This is a genomic window from Pseudomonas sp. MWU13-2862, from assembly GCF_023242495.1.
Classification (GTDB): domain Bacteria; phylum Pseudomonadota; class Gammaproteobacteria; order Pseudomonadales; family Pseudomonadaceae; genus Aquipseudomonas; species Aquipseudomonas gingeri_D.
In genome coordinates this window covers 184563-200117 of record NZ_JALMEZ010000002.1, presented here as the reverse complement: position 1 = coordinate 200117, position 15555 = coordinate 184563, and the positions used below count along the sequence as shown (strand labels likewise).

General features: G+C 59.2%; 17 protein-coding genes. 10 read left to right on the top strand and 7 right to left on the bottom strand.

The window, feature by feature from the left end:
* Nucleotides 1–11 precede the first annotated feature (11 nt).
* The 3 genes from M5C56_RS04380 to M5C56_RS04370 all read right to left on the bottom strand — a co-directional run bounded on the left by M5C56_RS04380 (nucleotide 12) and on the right by M5C56_RS04370 (nucleotide 3705).
* Nucleotides 12–1031: an alpha/beta hydrolase gene (locus M5C56_RS04380; protein WP_103494748.1), complete on the bottom strand. Its 1020-nt coding sequence runs from the start codon at nucleotides 1029–1031 to the stop codon at nucleotides 12–14.
* A gap of 76 nt (nucleotides 1032–1107) precedes the next feature.
* Nucleotides 1108–1572, bottom strand: coding sequence for an SRPBCC family protein (locus M5C56_RS04375; protein ID WP_103494749.1), 465 nt, complete (start codon nucleotides 1570–1572; stop codon nucleotides 1108–1110).
* 138 nt (nucleotides 1573–1710) lie between these two features.
* On the bottom strand, nucleotides 1711–3705 hold the full coding sequence (locus M5C56_RS04370; protein WP_103494750.1) for a methyl-accepting chemotaxis protein: 1995 nt from the start codon (nucleotides 3703–3705) through the stop codon (nucleotides 1711–1713).
* Nucleotides 3706–4173: 468 nt separating this feature from the next.
* Between M5C56_RS04370 and M5C56_RS04365 the strand changes: the two genes are divergently transcribed.
* The 3 genes from M5C56_RS04365 to M5C56_RS04355 all read left to right on the top strand — a co-directional run bounded on the left by M5C56_RS04365 (nucleotide 4174) and on the right by M5C56_RS04355 (nucleotide 5450).
* Complete coding sequence (locus tag M5C56_RS04365; protein WP_247263047.1) at nucleotides 4174–4560, top strand: filamentous hemagglutinin N-terminal domain-containing protein; 387 nt, start codon at nucleotides 4174–4176, stop codon at nucleotides 4558–4560.
* A gap of 297 nt (nucleotides 4561–4857) precedes the next feature.
* Entirely contained in the window at nucleotides 4858–5148 is a 291-nt protein-coding gene (locus tag M5C56_RS04360; RefSeq protein WP_247263048.1) for a hypothetical protein, read from the top strand.
* Entirely contained in the window at nucleotides 5148–5450 is a 303-nt protein-coding gene (locus tag M5C56_RS04355; RefSeq protein WP_103494752.1) for a hypothetical protein, read from the top strand. The genes M5C56_RS04360 and M5C56_RS04355 overlap by 1 nt, the downstream gene beginning before the upstream one ends.
* A gap of 45 nt (nucleotides 5451–5495) precedes the next feature.
* On the opposite strand, the gene M5C56_RS04350 is transcribed toward M5C56_RS04355, so the two are convergent.
* The gene (locus M5C56_RS04350; RefSeq protein ID WP_103494753.1) at nucleotides 5496–5843 is read right to left on the bottom strand and encodes a hypothetical protein; all 348 of its coding nucleotides are present in this window, start codon (nucleotides 5841–5843) and stop codon (nucleotides 5496–5498) included.
* A 762-nt stretch (nucleotides 5844–6605) separates the two neighbouring features.
* Between M5C56_RS04350 and M5C56_RS04345 the strand changes: the two genes are divergently transcribed.
* The 5 genes from M5C56_RS04345 to M5C56_RS04325 all read left to right on the top strand — a co-directional run bounded on the left by M5C56_RS04345 (nucleotide 6606) and on the right by M5C56_RS04325 (nucleotide 10087).
* A complete protein-coding gene (locus M5C56_RS04345) occupies nucleotides 6606–7289 on the top strand; it encodes a CsgG/HfaB family protein (RefSeq protein ID WP_103494754.1) in 684 nt (227 codons plus the stop codon).
* Between the two features lie 36 nt (nucleotides 7290–7325).
* The gene (locus M5C56_RS04340) at nucleotides 7326–7697 is read left to right on the top strand and encodes a DUF4810 domain-containing protein (protein WP_103494755.1); all 372 of its coding nucleotides are present in this window, start codon (nucleotides 7326–7328) and stop codon (nucleotides 7695–7697) included.
* Nucleotides 7694–8353: a DUF799 domain-containing protein gene (locus M5C56_RS04335; protein ID WP_103494756.1), complete on the top strand. Its 660-nt coding sequence runs from the start codon at nucleotides 7694–7696 to the stop codon at nucleotides 8351–8353. The genes M5C56_RS04340 and M5C56_RS04335 overlap by 4 nt, the downstream gene beginning before the upstream one ends.
* 220 nt (nucleotides 8354–8573) lie before the next feature.
* A complete protein-coding gene (locus tag M5C56_RS04330; RefSeq protein ID WP_103494757.1) occupies nucleotides 8574–9338 on the top strand; it encodes an SDR family oxidoreductase in 765 nt (254 codons plus the stop codon).
* A 248-nt stretch (nucleotides 9339–9586) separates the two neighbouring features.
* Nucleotides 9587–10087: a hypothetical protein gene (locus tag M5C56_RS04325; protein ID WP_103494758.1), complete on the top strand. Its 501-nt coding sequence runs from the start codon at nucleotides 9587–9589 to the stop codon at nucleotides 10085–10087.
* A 58-nt stretch (nucleotides 10088–10145) separates the two neighbouring features.
* On the opposite strand, the gene M5C56_RS04320 is transcribed toward M5C56_RS04325, so the two are convergent.
* The gene (locus tag M5C56_RS04320) at nucleotides 10146–10592 is read right to left on the bottom strand and encodes a hypothetical protein (protein WP_103494759.1); all 447 of its coding nucleotides are present in this window, start codon (nucleotides 10590–10592) and stop codon (nucleotides 10146–10148) included.
* A gap of 280 nt (nucleotides 10593–10872) precedes the next feature.
* Here M5C56_RS04320 and leuC point away from each other — a divergent pair, with 280 nt between their 5' ends.
* Together leuC and leuD are read left to right on the top strand one after the other, a co-directional pair.
* Nucleotides 10873–12294: a 3-isopropylmalate dehydratase large subunit gene (gene leuC, locus M5C56_RS04315; protein ID WP_103494760.1), complete on the top strand. Its 1422-nt coding sequence runs from the start codon at nucleotides 10873–10875 to the stop codon at nucleotides 12292–12294.
* Entirely contained in the window at nucleotides 12291–12905 is a 615-nt protein-coding gene (leuD, locus tag M5C56_RS04310) for a 3-isopropylmalate dehydratase small subunit (protein WP_103494761.1), read from the top strand. The genes leuC and leuD overlap by 4 nt, the downstream gene beginning before the upstream one ends.
* A 177-nt stretch (nucleotides 12906–13082) precedes the next feature.
* On the opposite strand, the gene M5C56_RS04305 is transcribed toward leuD, so the two are convergent.
* Together M5C56_RS04305 and M5C56_RS04300 are read right to left on the bottom strand one after the other, a co-directional pair.
* Nucleotides 13083–13997, bottom strand: a complete 915-nt coding sequence (locus M5C56_RS04305) for a LysR substrate-binding domain-containing protein (RefSeq protein ID WP_103494762.1) — start codon at nucleotides 13995–13997, stop codon at nucleotides 13083–13085.
* A gap of 191 nt (nucleotides 13998–14188) precedes the next feature.
* On the bottom strand, nucleotides 14189–15490 hold the full coding sequence (locus tag M5C56_RS04300; protein ID WP_103494763.1) for a dicarboxylate/amino acid:cation symporter: 1302 nt from the start codon (nucleotides 15488–15490) through the stop codon (nucleotides 14189–14191).
* Between the last annotated feature and the right edge of the window lie 65 nt (nucleotides 15491–15555).

The window sequence follows — 15555 nt, the reverse complement described above, 5'->3', positions numbered from 1 at the left end:
CTCTTTCCTCATTATTGTTGGCTGGCCAGCCACTCGAGCAGGGCCTTGTGGAAACGCGCCGGTTCTTCCATCTGCGGGGCGTGACCCAGTCCCGGGAATTCCACCAGGGTCGAGCGCGGGATCAGTTTCGCCACCTGTTTGCCGAGTACGTCGTAGTGCCCGATCCGCGCCTTGACCTCGGGTGGTGCGATATCGCTGCCGATGGCCGTGGTGTCGGCGGTGCCGATCAGCAACAGGGTGGGCATCTTCAGGTCCTTGAACTCGTAGTAGACCGGCTGGGTGAAGATCATGTCGTAGATCAGCGCCGAGTTCCAGGCGACCGCGACGTGACCGGGGCCTTTGTTCAGGCCGGCGAGCATATCGACCCAGCGGTCGAACTCGGGTTTCCAGTGTCCGGCGTAGTAGGTGTTGCGTTCGTAATTGCGGATGCCCTCGGCGTTGAGCTTCAGCTCGCGTTCGTTCCATTGGTCGACGCTGCGATAGGGTACGCCGAGGGCTTTCCAGTCTTCCAGGCCGATGGGGTTGACCAGCGCCAGGCGTTCGACCTGCTGCGGGTAGAGCAGGGCATAGCGGGTGGCGAGCATGCCGCCGGTGGAGTGACCCAGGATCAGGGTTTTCTCGATACCGAGTTTTTCCAGCAGGGCATGGGTGTTATTGGCCAGCTGCTGGAAGCTGTACTGGTAGCTGTCAGGTTTGCTGGAGGTGCAGAAACCGATCTGGTCCGGGGCGATCACCCGGTAGCCGGCGGCGCTCAGGGCCTTGATCGACGAGTCCCAGGTGGCCCCGCAGAAGTTCTTGCCGTGCATCAGCACAATGTTCTGGCCATTGGCTTTGCCGCTGGGCGGGACATCCATGTAGCCCATCTGCAGGGACTTGCCTTGGGATTGGAAGGCGAAATGCTGGACCGGATAAGGGTATTCGAAACCTTGCAGTTCCGGGCCATAGGCCGGGCCTTCGGCTGCGTGGGACAGGACAGGCAGGGACGCGGCCAGGAACAGGCCGCCGAGCATGAGCGCGCGGGCATTGGACATATCGGATCTCCAGAGGAATCTCAGCGATGCTGGTGACCGGCGATTAACCCTGGATTAACGGATGCGCCCGCGGGCGTCAGGCGGTAGAGCGCTGCGGCATTTCCAACAGATGCTTGAGATTGTCCATCGCCCGGGTCGAGAGTTCGGCCATGCGAGCGTGCAAACCGCCGAGGTTCAGTTCGGTGATGTACTGCAAGGTGCGGATAAATCGCGTGCCATGGCCGTCACGCAACAAGCTGTAGTAAATGCAGCCATCGACCACCGAAGAAGTGAAGGCCATTTTGAACTCACACGGGGCCTCGGCGATGACGACCCGATAGTTCATCTCGATCCGCAGACCCAGCAGGTCGATGATTTCGGTGAAACGATGATCCTTGGGCAAGGGGCCATGGATGCCGTTATCGGCGCTGACGGAGGTGGGGTGCCATTCATGCCAGTGATCGGGCTGGGTCACGTAGGCGTAGACCGTCTCGATATCGGCTTCTATGTAGATTTCGTTGCTGAGCGTCTTGGCATAAGGCTGGAAAGAAGGTTGTTCCATAGCTCTGCTCCGACTGCGTTCCTTGTTAAAGGGCGGAAACAATGATGAGCATAGGTGATACAAAATATTTCGTAATGTACGAAATCGGTACAAGACCGGCGGTCGTGCCCGCCAGAGGCAGGCACGACCGGCAGGGGTTTACTTGACCTTGAAGCGGCCCATCAACGCGCTGACACGGTTGTTGGCGTCCAGCAGGCTGCGGGTGTTGTCATCGGTGGCATGGCCGCTCTGGACCAGTTCTTCGACCATATGACGGATCTGCACCATGCTGCGGTTGATCTCTTCGGTCACCGAACTCTGCTGTTCGGCGGCCGTGGCGATCTGAGTGCTGAGGCTGTTGATATGGCTGACGGAGCCGGCCATCTCATCGAGCCCGGCGTTGACCCGCGCCGTGGCGTCGGCCGCGGACTGACAGCTGGCCTGGGTATTTTCCATGGCCGCTACCGATGAACTGACGCCCTGGGTCAGGCGGGTCAACATCTCGTTGATTTCCGAGGTGCTGGCCTGGGTCCGGGCGGCAAGGGCGCGAACCTCGTCGGCCACCACCGCAAAGCCGCGACCCTGCTCGCCGGCGCGGGCGGCCTCGATGGCGGCGTTCAGGGCCAGCAGGTTGGTCTGCCCGGCAATGGCGCCGATCACCCCGAGAATCTCGGTGATGCGCTGGGCGTCCTGCTGCATGCTCTCGACCTTGTGGGTGGCGCTGGACACTTCGTCGATCAGCGCGACCACGCTGCTGGAAGCCTCGCCTACCACCACCCGCGAACGGTCGGCGTGTTCGTTGGCGCGCTGGGTGAAGGCCGCAGTTTCGGCGGCATTCTCGGCCACGGTGTCGGCGGTGGCGCTCATCTCGGTGATGGCGGTGACCGTCTGCTCGGTTTCCGAGGCGTGACGGGTGAGGATCTGGTTGGTATGGGCCGAGGTCTGTTGCAGCTTGTCCAGGCTGGAGGCCATGTCGCCGGTGGCCTGGGTGACTTCGCCGATCATGTTCTGCAGGTAGACGATAAAGCGGTTCACCGAGTGACCGATGGCCCCCAGCTCATCCTCGGCGCGGATGGTGATGCGTCGGGTCAGGTCGGCATCGCCGGCGGACAATGCGTCGATATTGGTCTTGAGCGCGCGCATCCGGTTGATCAACTGGCGGATGGCATACACCTGCAACAGCACCAGCAGCACGATCATCGGGATCTGCAGCAGGGCCAGGGTATTGAGCACGTCATCGCGCTGGGCGGTGATCAACTGGGTCGGCAGGGCGGTGGCGAGGAACCAGGGGGTGCCTTCGATGGGACGCATGAAGAAGGTGCTAGCCACGCCGTCGTTGTCGAATTCCACGCGGTGGGACGCGGCGTCGCGGTTTTGCAGGGCGGTCTTGACCTGCGCGGCGAAGGCCGAGCTGCCGGCCAGGTCGCCGATGTTCTTGAGCACCACCGGGCTGTTGATATGGGTGCTGTTGCTGATGATCTTGCCGTCGGCTTCGACGATCAGCATTTCACCGCCGATGTCTTTTTCCTTGCGCGCCACCAGGTCGTTGAAAAAGCCCAGGGTCACGTCGATGGTCGAGACGCCGTAGGGCGCACCGTCGCGCTGGATGGCCATGGCGCAGTTGGTGCGTGGCTCCTGGCTGGCGTCATCCTTGTAGGCGGCTGCCCAGGCGCATTGGCCGCGTGGGGTGGCCATGCCGCCCTTGTACCAGGGCTGCTCGTAATAGTTGGGCGCTTCGGCGCTGTTCCAGAAGGTATTGACCTGCAACTGGCCGTTGGCATCGCGGTGCCAGAAGGTGCTGTGCTTGTTCCGCCCCGGCGTGCGCTGGCCGGGCAGGGGCCAGATGCCGCCGCCGAAGACCTTCAGTTCACCGTACTGATCCACCAGGCCAGGCAGGACCTTGTCGATGGTATCGCTGTCGAGCAGGGGAATGGTCTGGGTGATGCTGCGTTGCTGGGCCTGGACCTTGTTCAACTCGTTCTTGATCTGCTCGGCCACTTCGGCCACGCGGTTGAGTACGACCTGTTCCTCGGTCTTGCGCAACGTGGGCGCGACCAACTGGCTGATGCCGACCACGGTCAGGACGAACAGCAGCAGGACGAACAGGACCAGAAACAGCGTGTAGCGGGCTTGGATCGTGCGGAACATAGGCATGGGACCTGTCCTTGCAAAGCGGCTTTTATTATTCGGTCACCTGATCGAGTCAGGGCTTCGTTCGGTTATCGGCTTGGGTTGAGCGAGCTTTAGGTACGATCGTGCAAGAAGGCGCTAAAAATTCCGGTGTAACGGATGGAGGGGGACATTCCCCCTTCAGAAGCTATATATCTACATTGAAACAAATTGGTACATTTCATTGACGCCATTAAATGGCCACCCTATGATCGCGCCCGTTGATGGCACAAGGCTATCCAAAAGGATTTGCGATATGGAGGCAGGCACGGCGCCGTTTCTCCATCAAGACCATCGACCTGCAAGGTGCTGACTCGCATTTGCGAGCGCCTGCTCAAGCCCCGTATCGATCCATGCCCTGACCTGGTGCTGCTCAATGAGCGGTTCGCTCGGGCGTGAGGTGCCGTGCTTTTTTAACTCAATTCATTGCCTTCGTTGCATCGAGATCCCGACATGGATGTTCGTCAGTTTGCCTTCCTCGTGGGCCAGCCTTCTGCTGCCCTGAAAAACCGTGAACATTTCCTGGGACTGCCCAAGCGCGGGCTGGCGTTCATTCTGGCGAACGCGATGTTCTGGCAGCCGTTGCTGGCCCAGGCGGATGGGATCGTGGTCAATGCGCCGGGGACGACCCTCGGTCAGGCGGGTAATGGCGTCCCCATCGTCAATATCGCCGCGCCGAATGCCCAGGGGCTGTCGCACAACCAGTTCAGCGACTACAACGTCGGGGCCAATGGGGTCATCCTCAACAACTCAACGAATAGAACCCAGTCGACGCAACTGGGCGGGATCATTGTCGGTAACCCGAATTTCAATGGCGGCGGCCAACGTCATTCTCAATGAAGTGAATGGCGGCAGCCCGAGCCAGACTGAACGCGAAAGTTGGGAGTAACGTTGCTGGCTCGAGCGCGGCAGAAATCCCCGTCGTAAAAATCAATGCTGCTAACTCCATAAAAGGATCCCATGAGTACGAGATACTTAATAATCCGAGTGCTAGAAGCCCAAATACTCGGTACGAGCTCGATAATGGGGAGTTCTTTAAGACGAACAGCAAAGGGATGATGGAGGAGCTTTCGTTCACACCTGAGTCCACGAAGGTTCCTAGAGACTCGAGGCAAACTGCAGCGGGAAAGGAAGGGCGTGACGCTGACGTTGGCAGGCATGCAGCCAGGGGGTACCTGTGATGGGTCTAATCTGTTCCCTCATGATAAGAATTTCAATGATTCCACTTATAAGGTTTTCTATGAAAACAAAATCAAGGCAGCTTTGAATGATTCTAATCAAGCTGTGGGGCAAACGACCATAAAGTTTGATCGAGAAAACCTGGGGGCGGTTACGCCAGATTCTCTGGAATTGAATTATACAGTTAACGGCAAGACAGAGACGTTGAGTTTTTTGAATGAGCCTAATGTGGTTCCGGAGAAAACGTGATGGTTACTGAGGATCTTGAGCTTGTGAAGCAGATTTTTGCGCTGCTAGAATCAGGCATTGTGAATGGCTACGACGCCTTTCGTTACGAAGCTGAGGTTTTTGATGGATATATGCGAGAGCAGTTATCAGTTGAAAAGAATGGAGTGGAAGTGACGGATGCTGAAAGAGATTTTAATGGGGCAATTTTGTATCGCTTGCTAAGAGAGTTGAAAAATAATGCCGTGAAGCGGGAGGAGGGCTGGGTTGTATTTGTTATGTCTTATAGGCGTGGCGGAGAAGTGAAGGCTAATTTCGAATACTAATAAGGGAAGGGGAGTCTTGCTCCCCGTCCCACATGCTACACAACGTCACCCACTGACGTTAACCATATGCTTATCCAGCACCGAATCGACCCACAACTGCGCCAGCTCAATCAGATGAACCACACCCATAGCCACCTTGCGGTTTGCGCCGGTCTGATTGTCGGCGTTTTCATAAGCGGTGGCTGCAGCGGATTGCAGTATGGAATACGCGTTGACCAAGGCGTCTTCCTGGCTTTGCGCTTCAGGCAACAGATCCCGAACCGACGTCGCCCGATCGCGTTTCGGATTGGCTCCGGGCATCAGGTTGTAATGAGCAAAGGCCCGCTCAGCCGCCTGCGGATCGATAGCCTCGGCACTGGATAAGGCTGGCGGGTTGGGTGTGATTTTGAACATATCGCATAACTCCCTAGTTTGATTGGAGCCGCCGCTGATCGCGACTAAACGATGGGGTGGCGGCCGCGCGCAGGTTAGTCGACCGGAAACTAGGGAACCGGCGCACCCTAAGGTGCCCTGCGCACGACCACCATAAAGTGCAGGCGATAAAAAAGCGCCCGTCTCAAGGATGGCGCTGTGCGCCGTAGTTTCGCGGGCGACTAAACCCGATCACTGATGAGCAGTGACAAGGAGGAGACTAGCCAGCGGAATAGGCAGGCGCAAGCGAGTTGGATTTTCTAGGAAATTTCACTCAAGGGAAAGAGAGTTATCTTGGTTGGATAACCCGATCGCAGCCTCACTTACCTCTCCACATAAAAAGCTTGCGGAATATATCGTCGATATTCGGCGCAGAGGGCCTTGCGCGGCTTGTGCGCTTGGCCCGTATTCAGCCTTCCGATTTCTTGACGCGCTATTGTCACCACCTTATGATGCGGCCATTAAATTGATATCAAATGTTTCAAGGAATGAACATGTGTGTTTTCACCCTCGGGATGAGGTCCCCCGCGGCCATGCCGTGCCGTTACCCGAGTCTCTTCGTTTTTTCGAAATCTCCCCGTCCAAAACCCTGGAGCGCTTTCCGCAGCCTCCGGTGATAACCCCTTGACGATCACAGGTCCGGCTTTGCCCACGGTGAAGGCCGTTGCCTTGCTGTTCGCCTGAAATTTTTGTCCGCCCGTTTCCCAATATCCCCAAATCCGATTTTCCCCAGGAGTGTGCTGCATGAAAAAAATCTCACAGGTCGTCATTTTCGGGATGGCAGCGATCACGCTGACCTCCATCGGTGGCTGTGCCACCGAGAGTTCCCGAGCCTTGCCGGTGCAGCAAGTGGAAACCGCCAACCTGGCCTACGCCGGTGTGCGCACACCGATTGCGGTCGGCAAGTTCGATAACCGTTCCAGCTATATGCGCGGGATCTTTTCCGATGGTGTCGACCGTCTCGGCGGCCAGGCCAAGACCATCCTGATCACCCATTTGCAGCAGACCAACCGCTTCAGCGTGCTGGACCGCGACAACCTGGCGGAGATCCAGCAGGAAGCGAACATCAAGTCCCAGTCGCAGAAACTCAAGGGCGCGGATTTTGTGGTCACCGGCGACGTCACCGAGTTCGGCCGCAAGGAAACCGGCGATCGCCAGTTGTTCGGCATTCTCGGGCGCGGCAAGACCCAGGTGGCCTACGCCAAGGTCGCTCTGAATATCGTCAATATCGTCACCTCGGAAGTGGTGTATTCCAGCCAGGGCGCGGGTGAGTACGCGCTGTCCAACCGCGAAATCATCGGTTTCGGCGGGACTGCCAGCTACGACTCGACCCTCAACGGCAAGGTCCTGGACCTGGCCATGCGTGAAGCCGTGAACAAGATGGTCCAGGCGATCGACAGCGGCGCCTGGAAACCGGGCCGGCCATAAGTACCTCTACAACAAAAACAGGGAGCTTCACGCGTCATGGGTAAAAAGTTCGGTTTGCTAGGTTACATCGCGGCAATAGCAGCAGGCGGCGCCTTGTTGGCGGGCTGCGCTCCGCAGGTCAAGACGCTGTATCAGTGGGAAGGCTATCAGCCTCAGGTTTACCAGTACTTCAACGGTGAGGCCAAGGAGGCGCAAGTCGAGGCCCTGGAAGCCGACTTGCAGAAGATCAAGGCCACCAATCGAGCCGCGCCGCCGGGTTATCACGCCCACCTGGGCATGCTCTACGGCAGCCTTGGCAAGGACGACCAGATGGTGCAGCAGTTCCAGACCGAGAAAGCATTGTTCCCTGAGTCGACGGCTTACATGGACTTTTTGTTGAGCAACGCCAAGAAGGGGATCAAGCAATGAATTCGCGTTTTCTGAGTGCTCTGGCCGCTCTGCTGCTGGTGAGTCTGCTGGGTGGTTGCGCAGCCCCCAAGACGATGGATTATTCGGCCTACAAGCAGGCTCGCCCAAGGACGATCCTGGTATTGCCACCCCTGAACGAATCTCCGGATATCAAGGCCACCTACAGCCTGTTGTCCCAGGTGACATTTCCGCTGGCGGAAGCCGGTTATTACGTCATGCCGGTGGCGCTGGTGGATGAAACTTTCCAGCAGAACGGCCTGAACACGCCAACCGACATCCACAACACTTCGCCGGCAAAGCTGAAGGAAATTTTCGGCGCGGATGCGGCCTTGTACATCACGGTGACCCAGTACGGTACGCAGTACCGGGTGATCAGCAGCGCGACCATCGTGACGGCCAGTGCCAGGCTGGTGGACCTCAAGACCGGGACCGCGCTCTGGACCGGTAGCGCCACGGCTTCCAGCGAGGAGGGGAATAACAACAGTGGCGGCGGTCTGGTCGGTGCGTTGATCACCGCAGCGGTCAAGCAGATCATCAACAGTGCCAACGACGTGAGCCATCCCATTGCCGGGATCACCAGCCAGCGGCTGTTGTCCGCCGGGCATCCGGCAGGTTTGTTGTATGGACCGCGCTCGCCGAAGTACGGCACGGACTGAGGCCAGCGGTAAATAAGGGGGCACGATTCAAGCCTGGCTTGGTCGTGTACAACGGTGCGCTGAAAGGCGCGAACTGCCCCCTTTTTAACATTTTGATCCCTCTCGGGAGGGCGACAAGATGAAAGAGATCGCTGAATGTGACAGCAAGAAACGGATAGGTCGCAGAGCGCCGCGCCACTAGGCTGAGGTTCCGAAATGGAATTGATGCAAGGCTTGGAAAATGAAACAGTTATCAGGAAAAGTGGCAATTGTAACGGGTGCGAGTTCAGGCATTGGCTACGAGACGGCAAAGTTATTCGCGAAGGAGGGCGCGAAAGTCGTCGTAACGGCGCGCCGTCAAGTCGAGTTGGACTCACTTGTCGCCGAGATTGAAAATGGCGGAGGCGAAGCGATTGCCGTCGCAGGAAACATCAAAGACGAGAAACTCGCGCAAACATTGGTGGCGATCGCCGTCGGTCGTTTTGGCGGGCTCGATATTGCCTTCAACAACGCCGGTTCGACAGGGGAGAGTGCATCGGTTCCCGATATTTCAGCTGATGCCTGGAATGCCATTCTCGATACAAACCTGACCAGTGCGTTCCTGGGTGCGAAATATCAGATCCCAGCGATGCTAAAGCGCGGCGGCGGTTCCATCATATTTACATCGACCTTCGTTGGCCACACCGCCGGCTTCCCGGGAATGGGAGCCTATGCGGCCAGCAAGGCCGGGCTGATCGGCCTGATGCAAGTGATCGCTGTCGAGTATGGTTTGCATGGCATCCGAGCCAATGCCCTTCTACCGGGAGGCACGGATACTCCTATGGGACGCGCCGCCACCAATACCCCGCAAGCCCGTGCCTTCGTCGAAGGACTACATGCGCTAAAGCGCCTGGCACTGCCAGAGGAGATTGCGCGATCAGCGCTCTACCTCGCCTCTGCAGCATCGAGTTTCACCACGGGATCGAGTTTGATGGTCGATGGTGGCGTTTCCATTAATCGGACGTAATCAGCGCTTCCTGTTTCCACGGGCGCCTGCCGAGGTCCAGGCGTCCGTTGACGGTCTCAGGCCTCCCCACAATTCCAATACATCTTTTCGATGGGCGATCTGTAACAAAGATTGTATATTTGTACATTCATGTTACATGACTGGAATCATCTCTTTTCTCTCTTTGACAGGACACTGCATATGCTCGCCTTGAAAGGACCTCAGCAGCACGGTGACACCACCCGCGACCGTATGGCCGGAGGTCGGGCATGAGCGGCGGATCAGTAGTCGCCTGGGCCACGGCGCTCAGCACCCGGGTCTTTGAGCGCAAAGCCTCCGTGGCGAAGAACGCCAACCTGCAGGAAATCAAGAACAAGCAGGTGCTCAACAACATCCCGAGGGACCCGACCGCCCTCGACACCGCGAAGATGCAGAAGGACAAGCTGCAGTCGCAGTTCCAGGGCTTCGACCCGAAATCGGTCACCCCGGATCAACTGGCCAAGTACAGCAGCATCCTCCAGGAGAATGGCCTGATCAGCGCCACCACCGCCGGCCTGCTGTCCAGCGCCGGGGCGAAAGGCAAGTCGGGTGAGAAATTCAATGCGCTGGACTATTTCGCCAGCCAGATCAGCACGCTGCAAAGCGGCAGCTCAAGCGACCAGTTCTCCAACCATATGATCCCGGAATACAAGAAGGCGATTAACGTGCTGCTGAACTTGCAGCAGTTCGCCAGTTCCGGTGCCAGCATGTCGATCAATACGAAGGTCTGATCCGCATACCTGTGGGGACACAAAAAAGGGAGCCTGGCTCCCCTTTTTGCTGTGCGTGTCAGCGATTCAGTGTCTGGCCCTGGCGCGTGGGCCTGGGCTCGGCGTCAACAGGCTGGGTCCGCCCCTCTTTAGCCTGCGCTTCTCCCCCCTGTGGCGTCACCATTACAGACGCACCGGCGGAAGGGGGCGGGGTGGCCTGGTTCGATGCTTGACATCGGAGACGGGCGGCACGCCTTCTCAGCTTTTTGCTGATATGGGCCTGGAGGGTGGGGATCATGAAGAAATACAGGTACGCCGCCAACACCAGCGTCAGGTCTACCCAAGACTCGGCCACCGGTTCTTTAAGTGCCCACTCAATCAGTCGCTTGGCACCAAACAGTGCCACGATGCCAAACAATGCAAGGAAAAATGCAATTTTCTGCGATTTGACGAGTGTTGATAGGCTGGGTCTCATAGCAAGCAGCGCTCCAAGCTTCTTTGTATCATTCTGTGTGTCTGTGATCATCAGAATTCCTTTCAGTTCCTGCGCTATCCATATATAGCTGAATTAGGCCAATCTTTTTTGGTCGTCCGTCGTTTTGTTATATCGCGTAGTACCTTTCTATTGTGTGGGTTATGACGCAGCGATGACAGATTTAAATTCTCCGATCAAACACGATCCATGTTTCCAGCCATCACCCTCCCGCCATTGATGGTCCGTTCCCGCCGCCTATGATGACGGTGACGCCTGTCGGCCTGCCCGTGATCCGACAGCCTCGCGTACTTTCATTTCTGCGAGCGCCACCATGACTCAAACAAGAACCCTCTACGACAAGCACATCGATTCCCATACGGTGTGTCGCCTCGATGACCAGGGCCATGTCCTGCTGTATATCGACCGTCAGGTCATCAACGAATACACCAGCCCGCAAGCCTTCAGCGGCCTGCGGGAAGCCAGGCGCGGTGTCTGGCGCGCGGAAACCGCGCTGGCCGTGGTCGACCATGTCAACCCCACCACGCCCAAGCGCGTCGCCGCCATGCCGGACGCCGGCGGTGCCCGCCAGGTGTCGTACCTGGCCGAAAACTGCGCCGACTTCGGTATCGAACTGTTCGATGTGCTCGACAAACGCCAGGGTATCGAGCATGTGATCGCCCCGGAGCAGGGCTTTATCCTGCCGGGCATGGTGGTCGCCGCCGGTGACAGCCACACCACCACCTATGGGGCCCTGGGGGCGTTCGGCTTCGGTATTGGCACCTCGGAGATCGAACATCTGCTGGCGTCGCAGACGCTGGTCTATAAGCGCCTGAAAACGATGCGAGTAACGGTCAGCGGCGAACTGGCGCCGGGCCTGACATCCAAGGACGTGATCATGGCGCTGATCGGCAAGATCGGCGCTTCCGGGGCCACCGGTTATGCCATCGAGTTCCGCGGCTCGACCATTGATGCCCTGAGCGTCGAGGCGCGCATGACTATCTGCAATATGGCGGTGGAGGCGGGCGCGCGAGGGGCCTTTATGGCGCCCGACGAGAAAGTCTTCGCCTACCTCAAGGACAAACCCCGGGCACCCAAGGGCGCACTGTGGGAGCAGGCCGTGACCCGTTGGCGGGAGCTGCACACGGATGCCGGCGCGAAGTTCGACCGTGAAGTCGAACTGGATGCCAGCGCACTGGAACCCATGGTCACCTGGGGCACCAGCCCGGACCAGGCTGCGCCCATCGGGGCGAACGTGCCGGACCCGCAAGACATCAGCGACCTGATCCTGCGCCAGGACATGCGCCGCGCCCTGAATTACATGGGGTTGGAAGCCGGCATGCCGCTGAACGAGATCGTGATCAGCCATGCGTTTATCGGTTCCTGCACCAATGCGCGGATCGAGGACCTGCGTGACGCGGCCCGTGTGGTGCGTGGTCAACATGTGGCCAAGCATGTGCGGGCGATGATTGTGCCGGGCTCGACCCAGGTGCGTGATCAGGCCGAGGCCGAAGGTTTGGCGGCGGTGTTTATCGACGCCGGCTTCGAGTGGCGGCAATCGGGTTGCTCGATGTGCCTGGCGATGAACGATGACGTGCTGGAGCCGGGCGACCGCTGCGCCTCCAGCACCAACCGCAATTTCGAAGGGCGCCAGGGTGCCGGGGCTCGTACGCATTTGATGAGCCCTGCGATGGTAGCCGCGGCAGCCATTGCCGGACACCTGACCGATATTCGCCATCTGGAGCCAAGGCCATGAGCATGCAGCCGTTTTCCCAAGTCACCGGCAAGGCCGCGCCGATGCTGGCGGCCAATATCGACACCGATGTGATCATGCCCAAGCAGTTCCTCAAGGGGATCGATCGCAACGGGTTGGACCGTGGTTTGTTCTTCGACCTGCGGGTGTTGCCGTCGGGTGAACCCAATCCTGAGTTCGTGCTGAATCAGCCGGCCTGGAAAGGTGCCAGCTTCATGGTGGTGGGGCCGAACTTCGGTTGCGGTTCCAGCCGTGAACATGCGGTGTGGGGTTTGAAGCAAGTGGGGATCCGGGCATTGATCGGCAGCAGTTTCGCCGGGATTTTCTACGATAACTGCCAGCGCAACGGGGTGCTGTTGATCACCCTGGACGAGGCGACGGCGCAGCGCCTGGGGCAGGTGGTGAGCCAGCCGCAGAGTGCCGAGATCACCATTGACCTTGAGAGTCAGCAGATCCGTTTGCAGGATGGCAGTGTGATCGAGTTCCAGATCGATACGTTGCGCAAGACGGCATTGATGCTGGGGTTGGATGCCATTGGCAGCACCTTGCAGCGCAGTGAGGAGATCAGGGCGTTCGAGCGGGCGCATTTGCAGGCCAATCCCTGGTTGAGCTGAAACCACGGGCCTGACATGACGGGCCAAGTGATGAGCTCTTGAGCATCACGCCGACCTGTAGGAGCCTGGCTTGCCAGCGAAGCCGTTGGCGATCTTGAGGGCCTATTCGCGGGCAAGCCCTGCTCCTACAGTTTTGTGCCGTTTGTGAGGGGCGAGCGACACCATGGGTAGGAGCCTTTAAATCGATAGCTGTCGAAAGTGTTCCTGCAGAAACTCCACGCAGACCCGCAATTTCCCCGAATACGCCAGCCGTGTCGGGTACACCGCCCAGACATTCGCGCTCTGGGTGTAGTCGTGCAGCACCCGCACCAGTCGCCCCTGTTCCAGCAGCGGTTTGACGTCCCACAGCGAGCGCAGCAGGATGCCGCGTCCATCCAATGCCCATTGCAAGACAATCTCGCCGCTGTTGGACGACAACGGGCCGCGCACCCGCACGCTGTCCTGGCTGCCGTCGCGCTCCAGATTCCAGATACCGAAGGCGTTGTCACGCTCCTTGAGCACCAGGCAATCGTGTTGCTCCAGGTCGCTCAACTGCTGCGGTGTGCCACGCCGTTCCAGGTAGGCCGGTGCCGCGCAGAGTACCCGGCGATTGCTCACCAGGCGCCGGCCGATATGTTGGCCGGGAATATCGTCGCCGACGCGGATCTCCAGGTCGAAACCTTCGCTGACGATGTCCACCACGCGGTCGAACAGGTCCAGGCGGATTTCAAGGTCCGGGTAACGCTCGGCCAGAAGCGACAGCGCCGGAGCCACATGATTGCGCCCGAAACCGAAGCTGCTGCATAGGTGCAGGCGGCCGCTGGGGCTGTCGTGGGCTTCGGAGAGCTCGTCGTTGAGTTGCTGGAAATCTTCGAGAATACGCACGGCCCAGCGCTGCACCCGTTCGCCGTCCTCGGTCAGGGCGATACGTCGGCTGGTGCGGTGCAGCAGGCGGGTGGCGAGGGTGGTTTCGAGGATCTGGATACGTTTGCTGACGTAGGCGGGCGACAGTCCCAGTTCATCGGCGGCGGCGGCAAAGCCGGCCTTGCGGATAACGGTGAGAAATACGCGCAGGTCTTCGGGCAGGGGCACGGTGTCTTTCTTTTGGCTCATGGGAAAAGCAACGAACGCTGGCGGCAGGAGCCGCCAGAATAGCATTGGATGGGCAGGGCCGAGGATCGTCGCGAGCTCGAAGGCTGCGGGCCTTCTGTAGGAGCATGGCTTGCCAGCGAAGAGGCCATCAGGATCGCCAAAAGCTTCGCGGGCAAGCCCAGTTCCTACAAGGATCCGCGGCGTTGCGTGGATTATTTGAGCGCCGTGGTATCGGCCTCGGCCAATGCCTTGCGCCCGCGCCTGAGGGCGATCGGCGCCATCTTGCTGCGGTCCAGTTCGCCTTCCCAGGCAGCCACCACCAGCGAGGCGACGGCGTTGCCGATGATATTGGTCAGGGAGCGACACTCGGCCATAAAGCGGTCCACCCCGAGGATCAGCACCATCGCCGCCACCGGTACGGTCGGCACCACCGCCAGGCTCGCGGCCAGGGCGACAAACCCCGCACCGACCACCGCACCGGCGCCCTTGGAGGTGAGCATCGTCACCGCCAGCAGGGTCAGTTGCTGCTCCAGGGTCAGGTCGATATTGGTCGCCTGGGCCAGGAACATGACCGCCAGGGTCATGTAGATATTGGTGCCGTCGAGGTTGAAGGTGTAGCCGGTGGGCACCACGATACCGACCACGCCCTTGGAACAACCCAGGCTTTCCAGCTTCTGGATCAGCTGCGGCAGGGCCGACTCCGATGAGCTGGTGCCGAGTACGATCAGCAGCTCCGACTTGATGTAGCCCAGCAGGCGGAAGATGCTGAAACCGGCATAACGGGCGATGCTGCCCAACACGCAGGTAATGAAAATGAAGGCGGTCAGGTAAAAGGTGCCCACCAGCTTCATCAGCGGCAGCAGTGAACCCAGGCCGTATTTGCCGATGGTGAAGGCCATCGCGCCGAACGCGCCGATGGGGGCCACACGGGCAATCATGCCGACGATACGGAAGAACACCTCGCTGGCCTGGTGGATCACGCCGACCAGCGGACGGGCCTTTTCACCGACCATCACCAGCGCCAGGCCGAACAGGATCGAGACGAACAGCACCGGCAGGATCTCGCCCTGGGAGAAGGCGTCGAAGAAGGTGGTGGGGATCACATGCAGCAGGAAGCCGGTGATGCCTTCGCCATGCTGGGCCTGGCCGACAAAGTTGGCGATGGCCGAGGTGTCGAGGGTTTTTACGTCGACGTTGAAACCCGAGCCGGGGTGCAGGACATGGGCCGCCACCAGGCCGATCGCCAGGGCGAAGGTGGAGACGATTTCGAAATACAGCAGGGCCTTGCCGCCAACCCGCCCGACCTGTTTCACGTCGTGCATGCTGGTGATGCCGGAGACCACGGTGCAGAAGATGATCGGGCCGATGATCATCTTGATCAGTTTGATGAAACCGTCGCCCAGGGGCTTGAGGTCGATGCCGGTCTGCGGCCAGTGGTTGCCGATCAGCACCCCCAGCACGATGGCGATGACCACCTGGATATACAGGGTTCCCAGCAGTTTGCGGATTGTCATTGTTATTATCTCGTCACAGTTTTTGGGCAAGCCGATCCCGTCCTGGGTTGTTGGCGGCGGCCCAG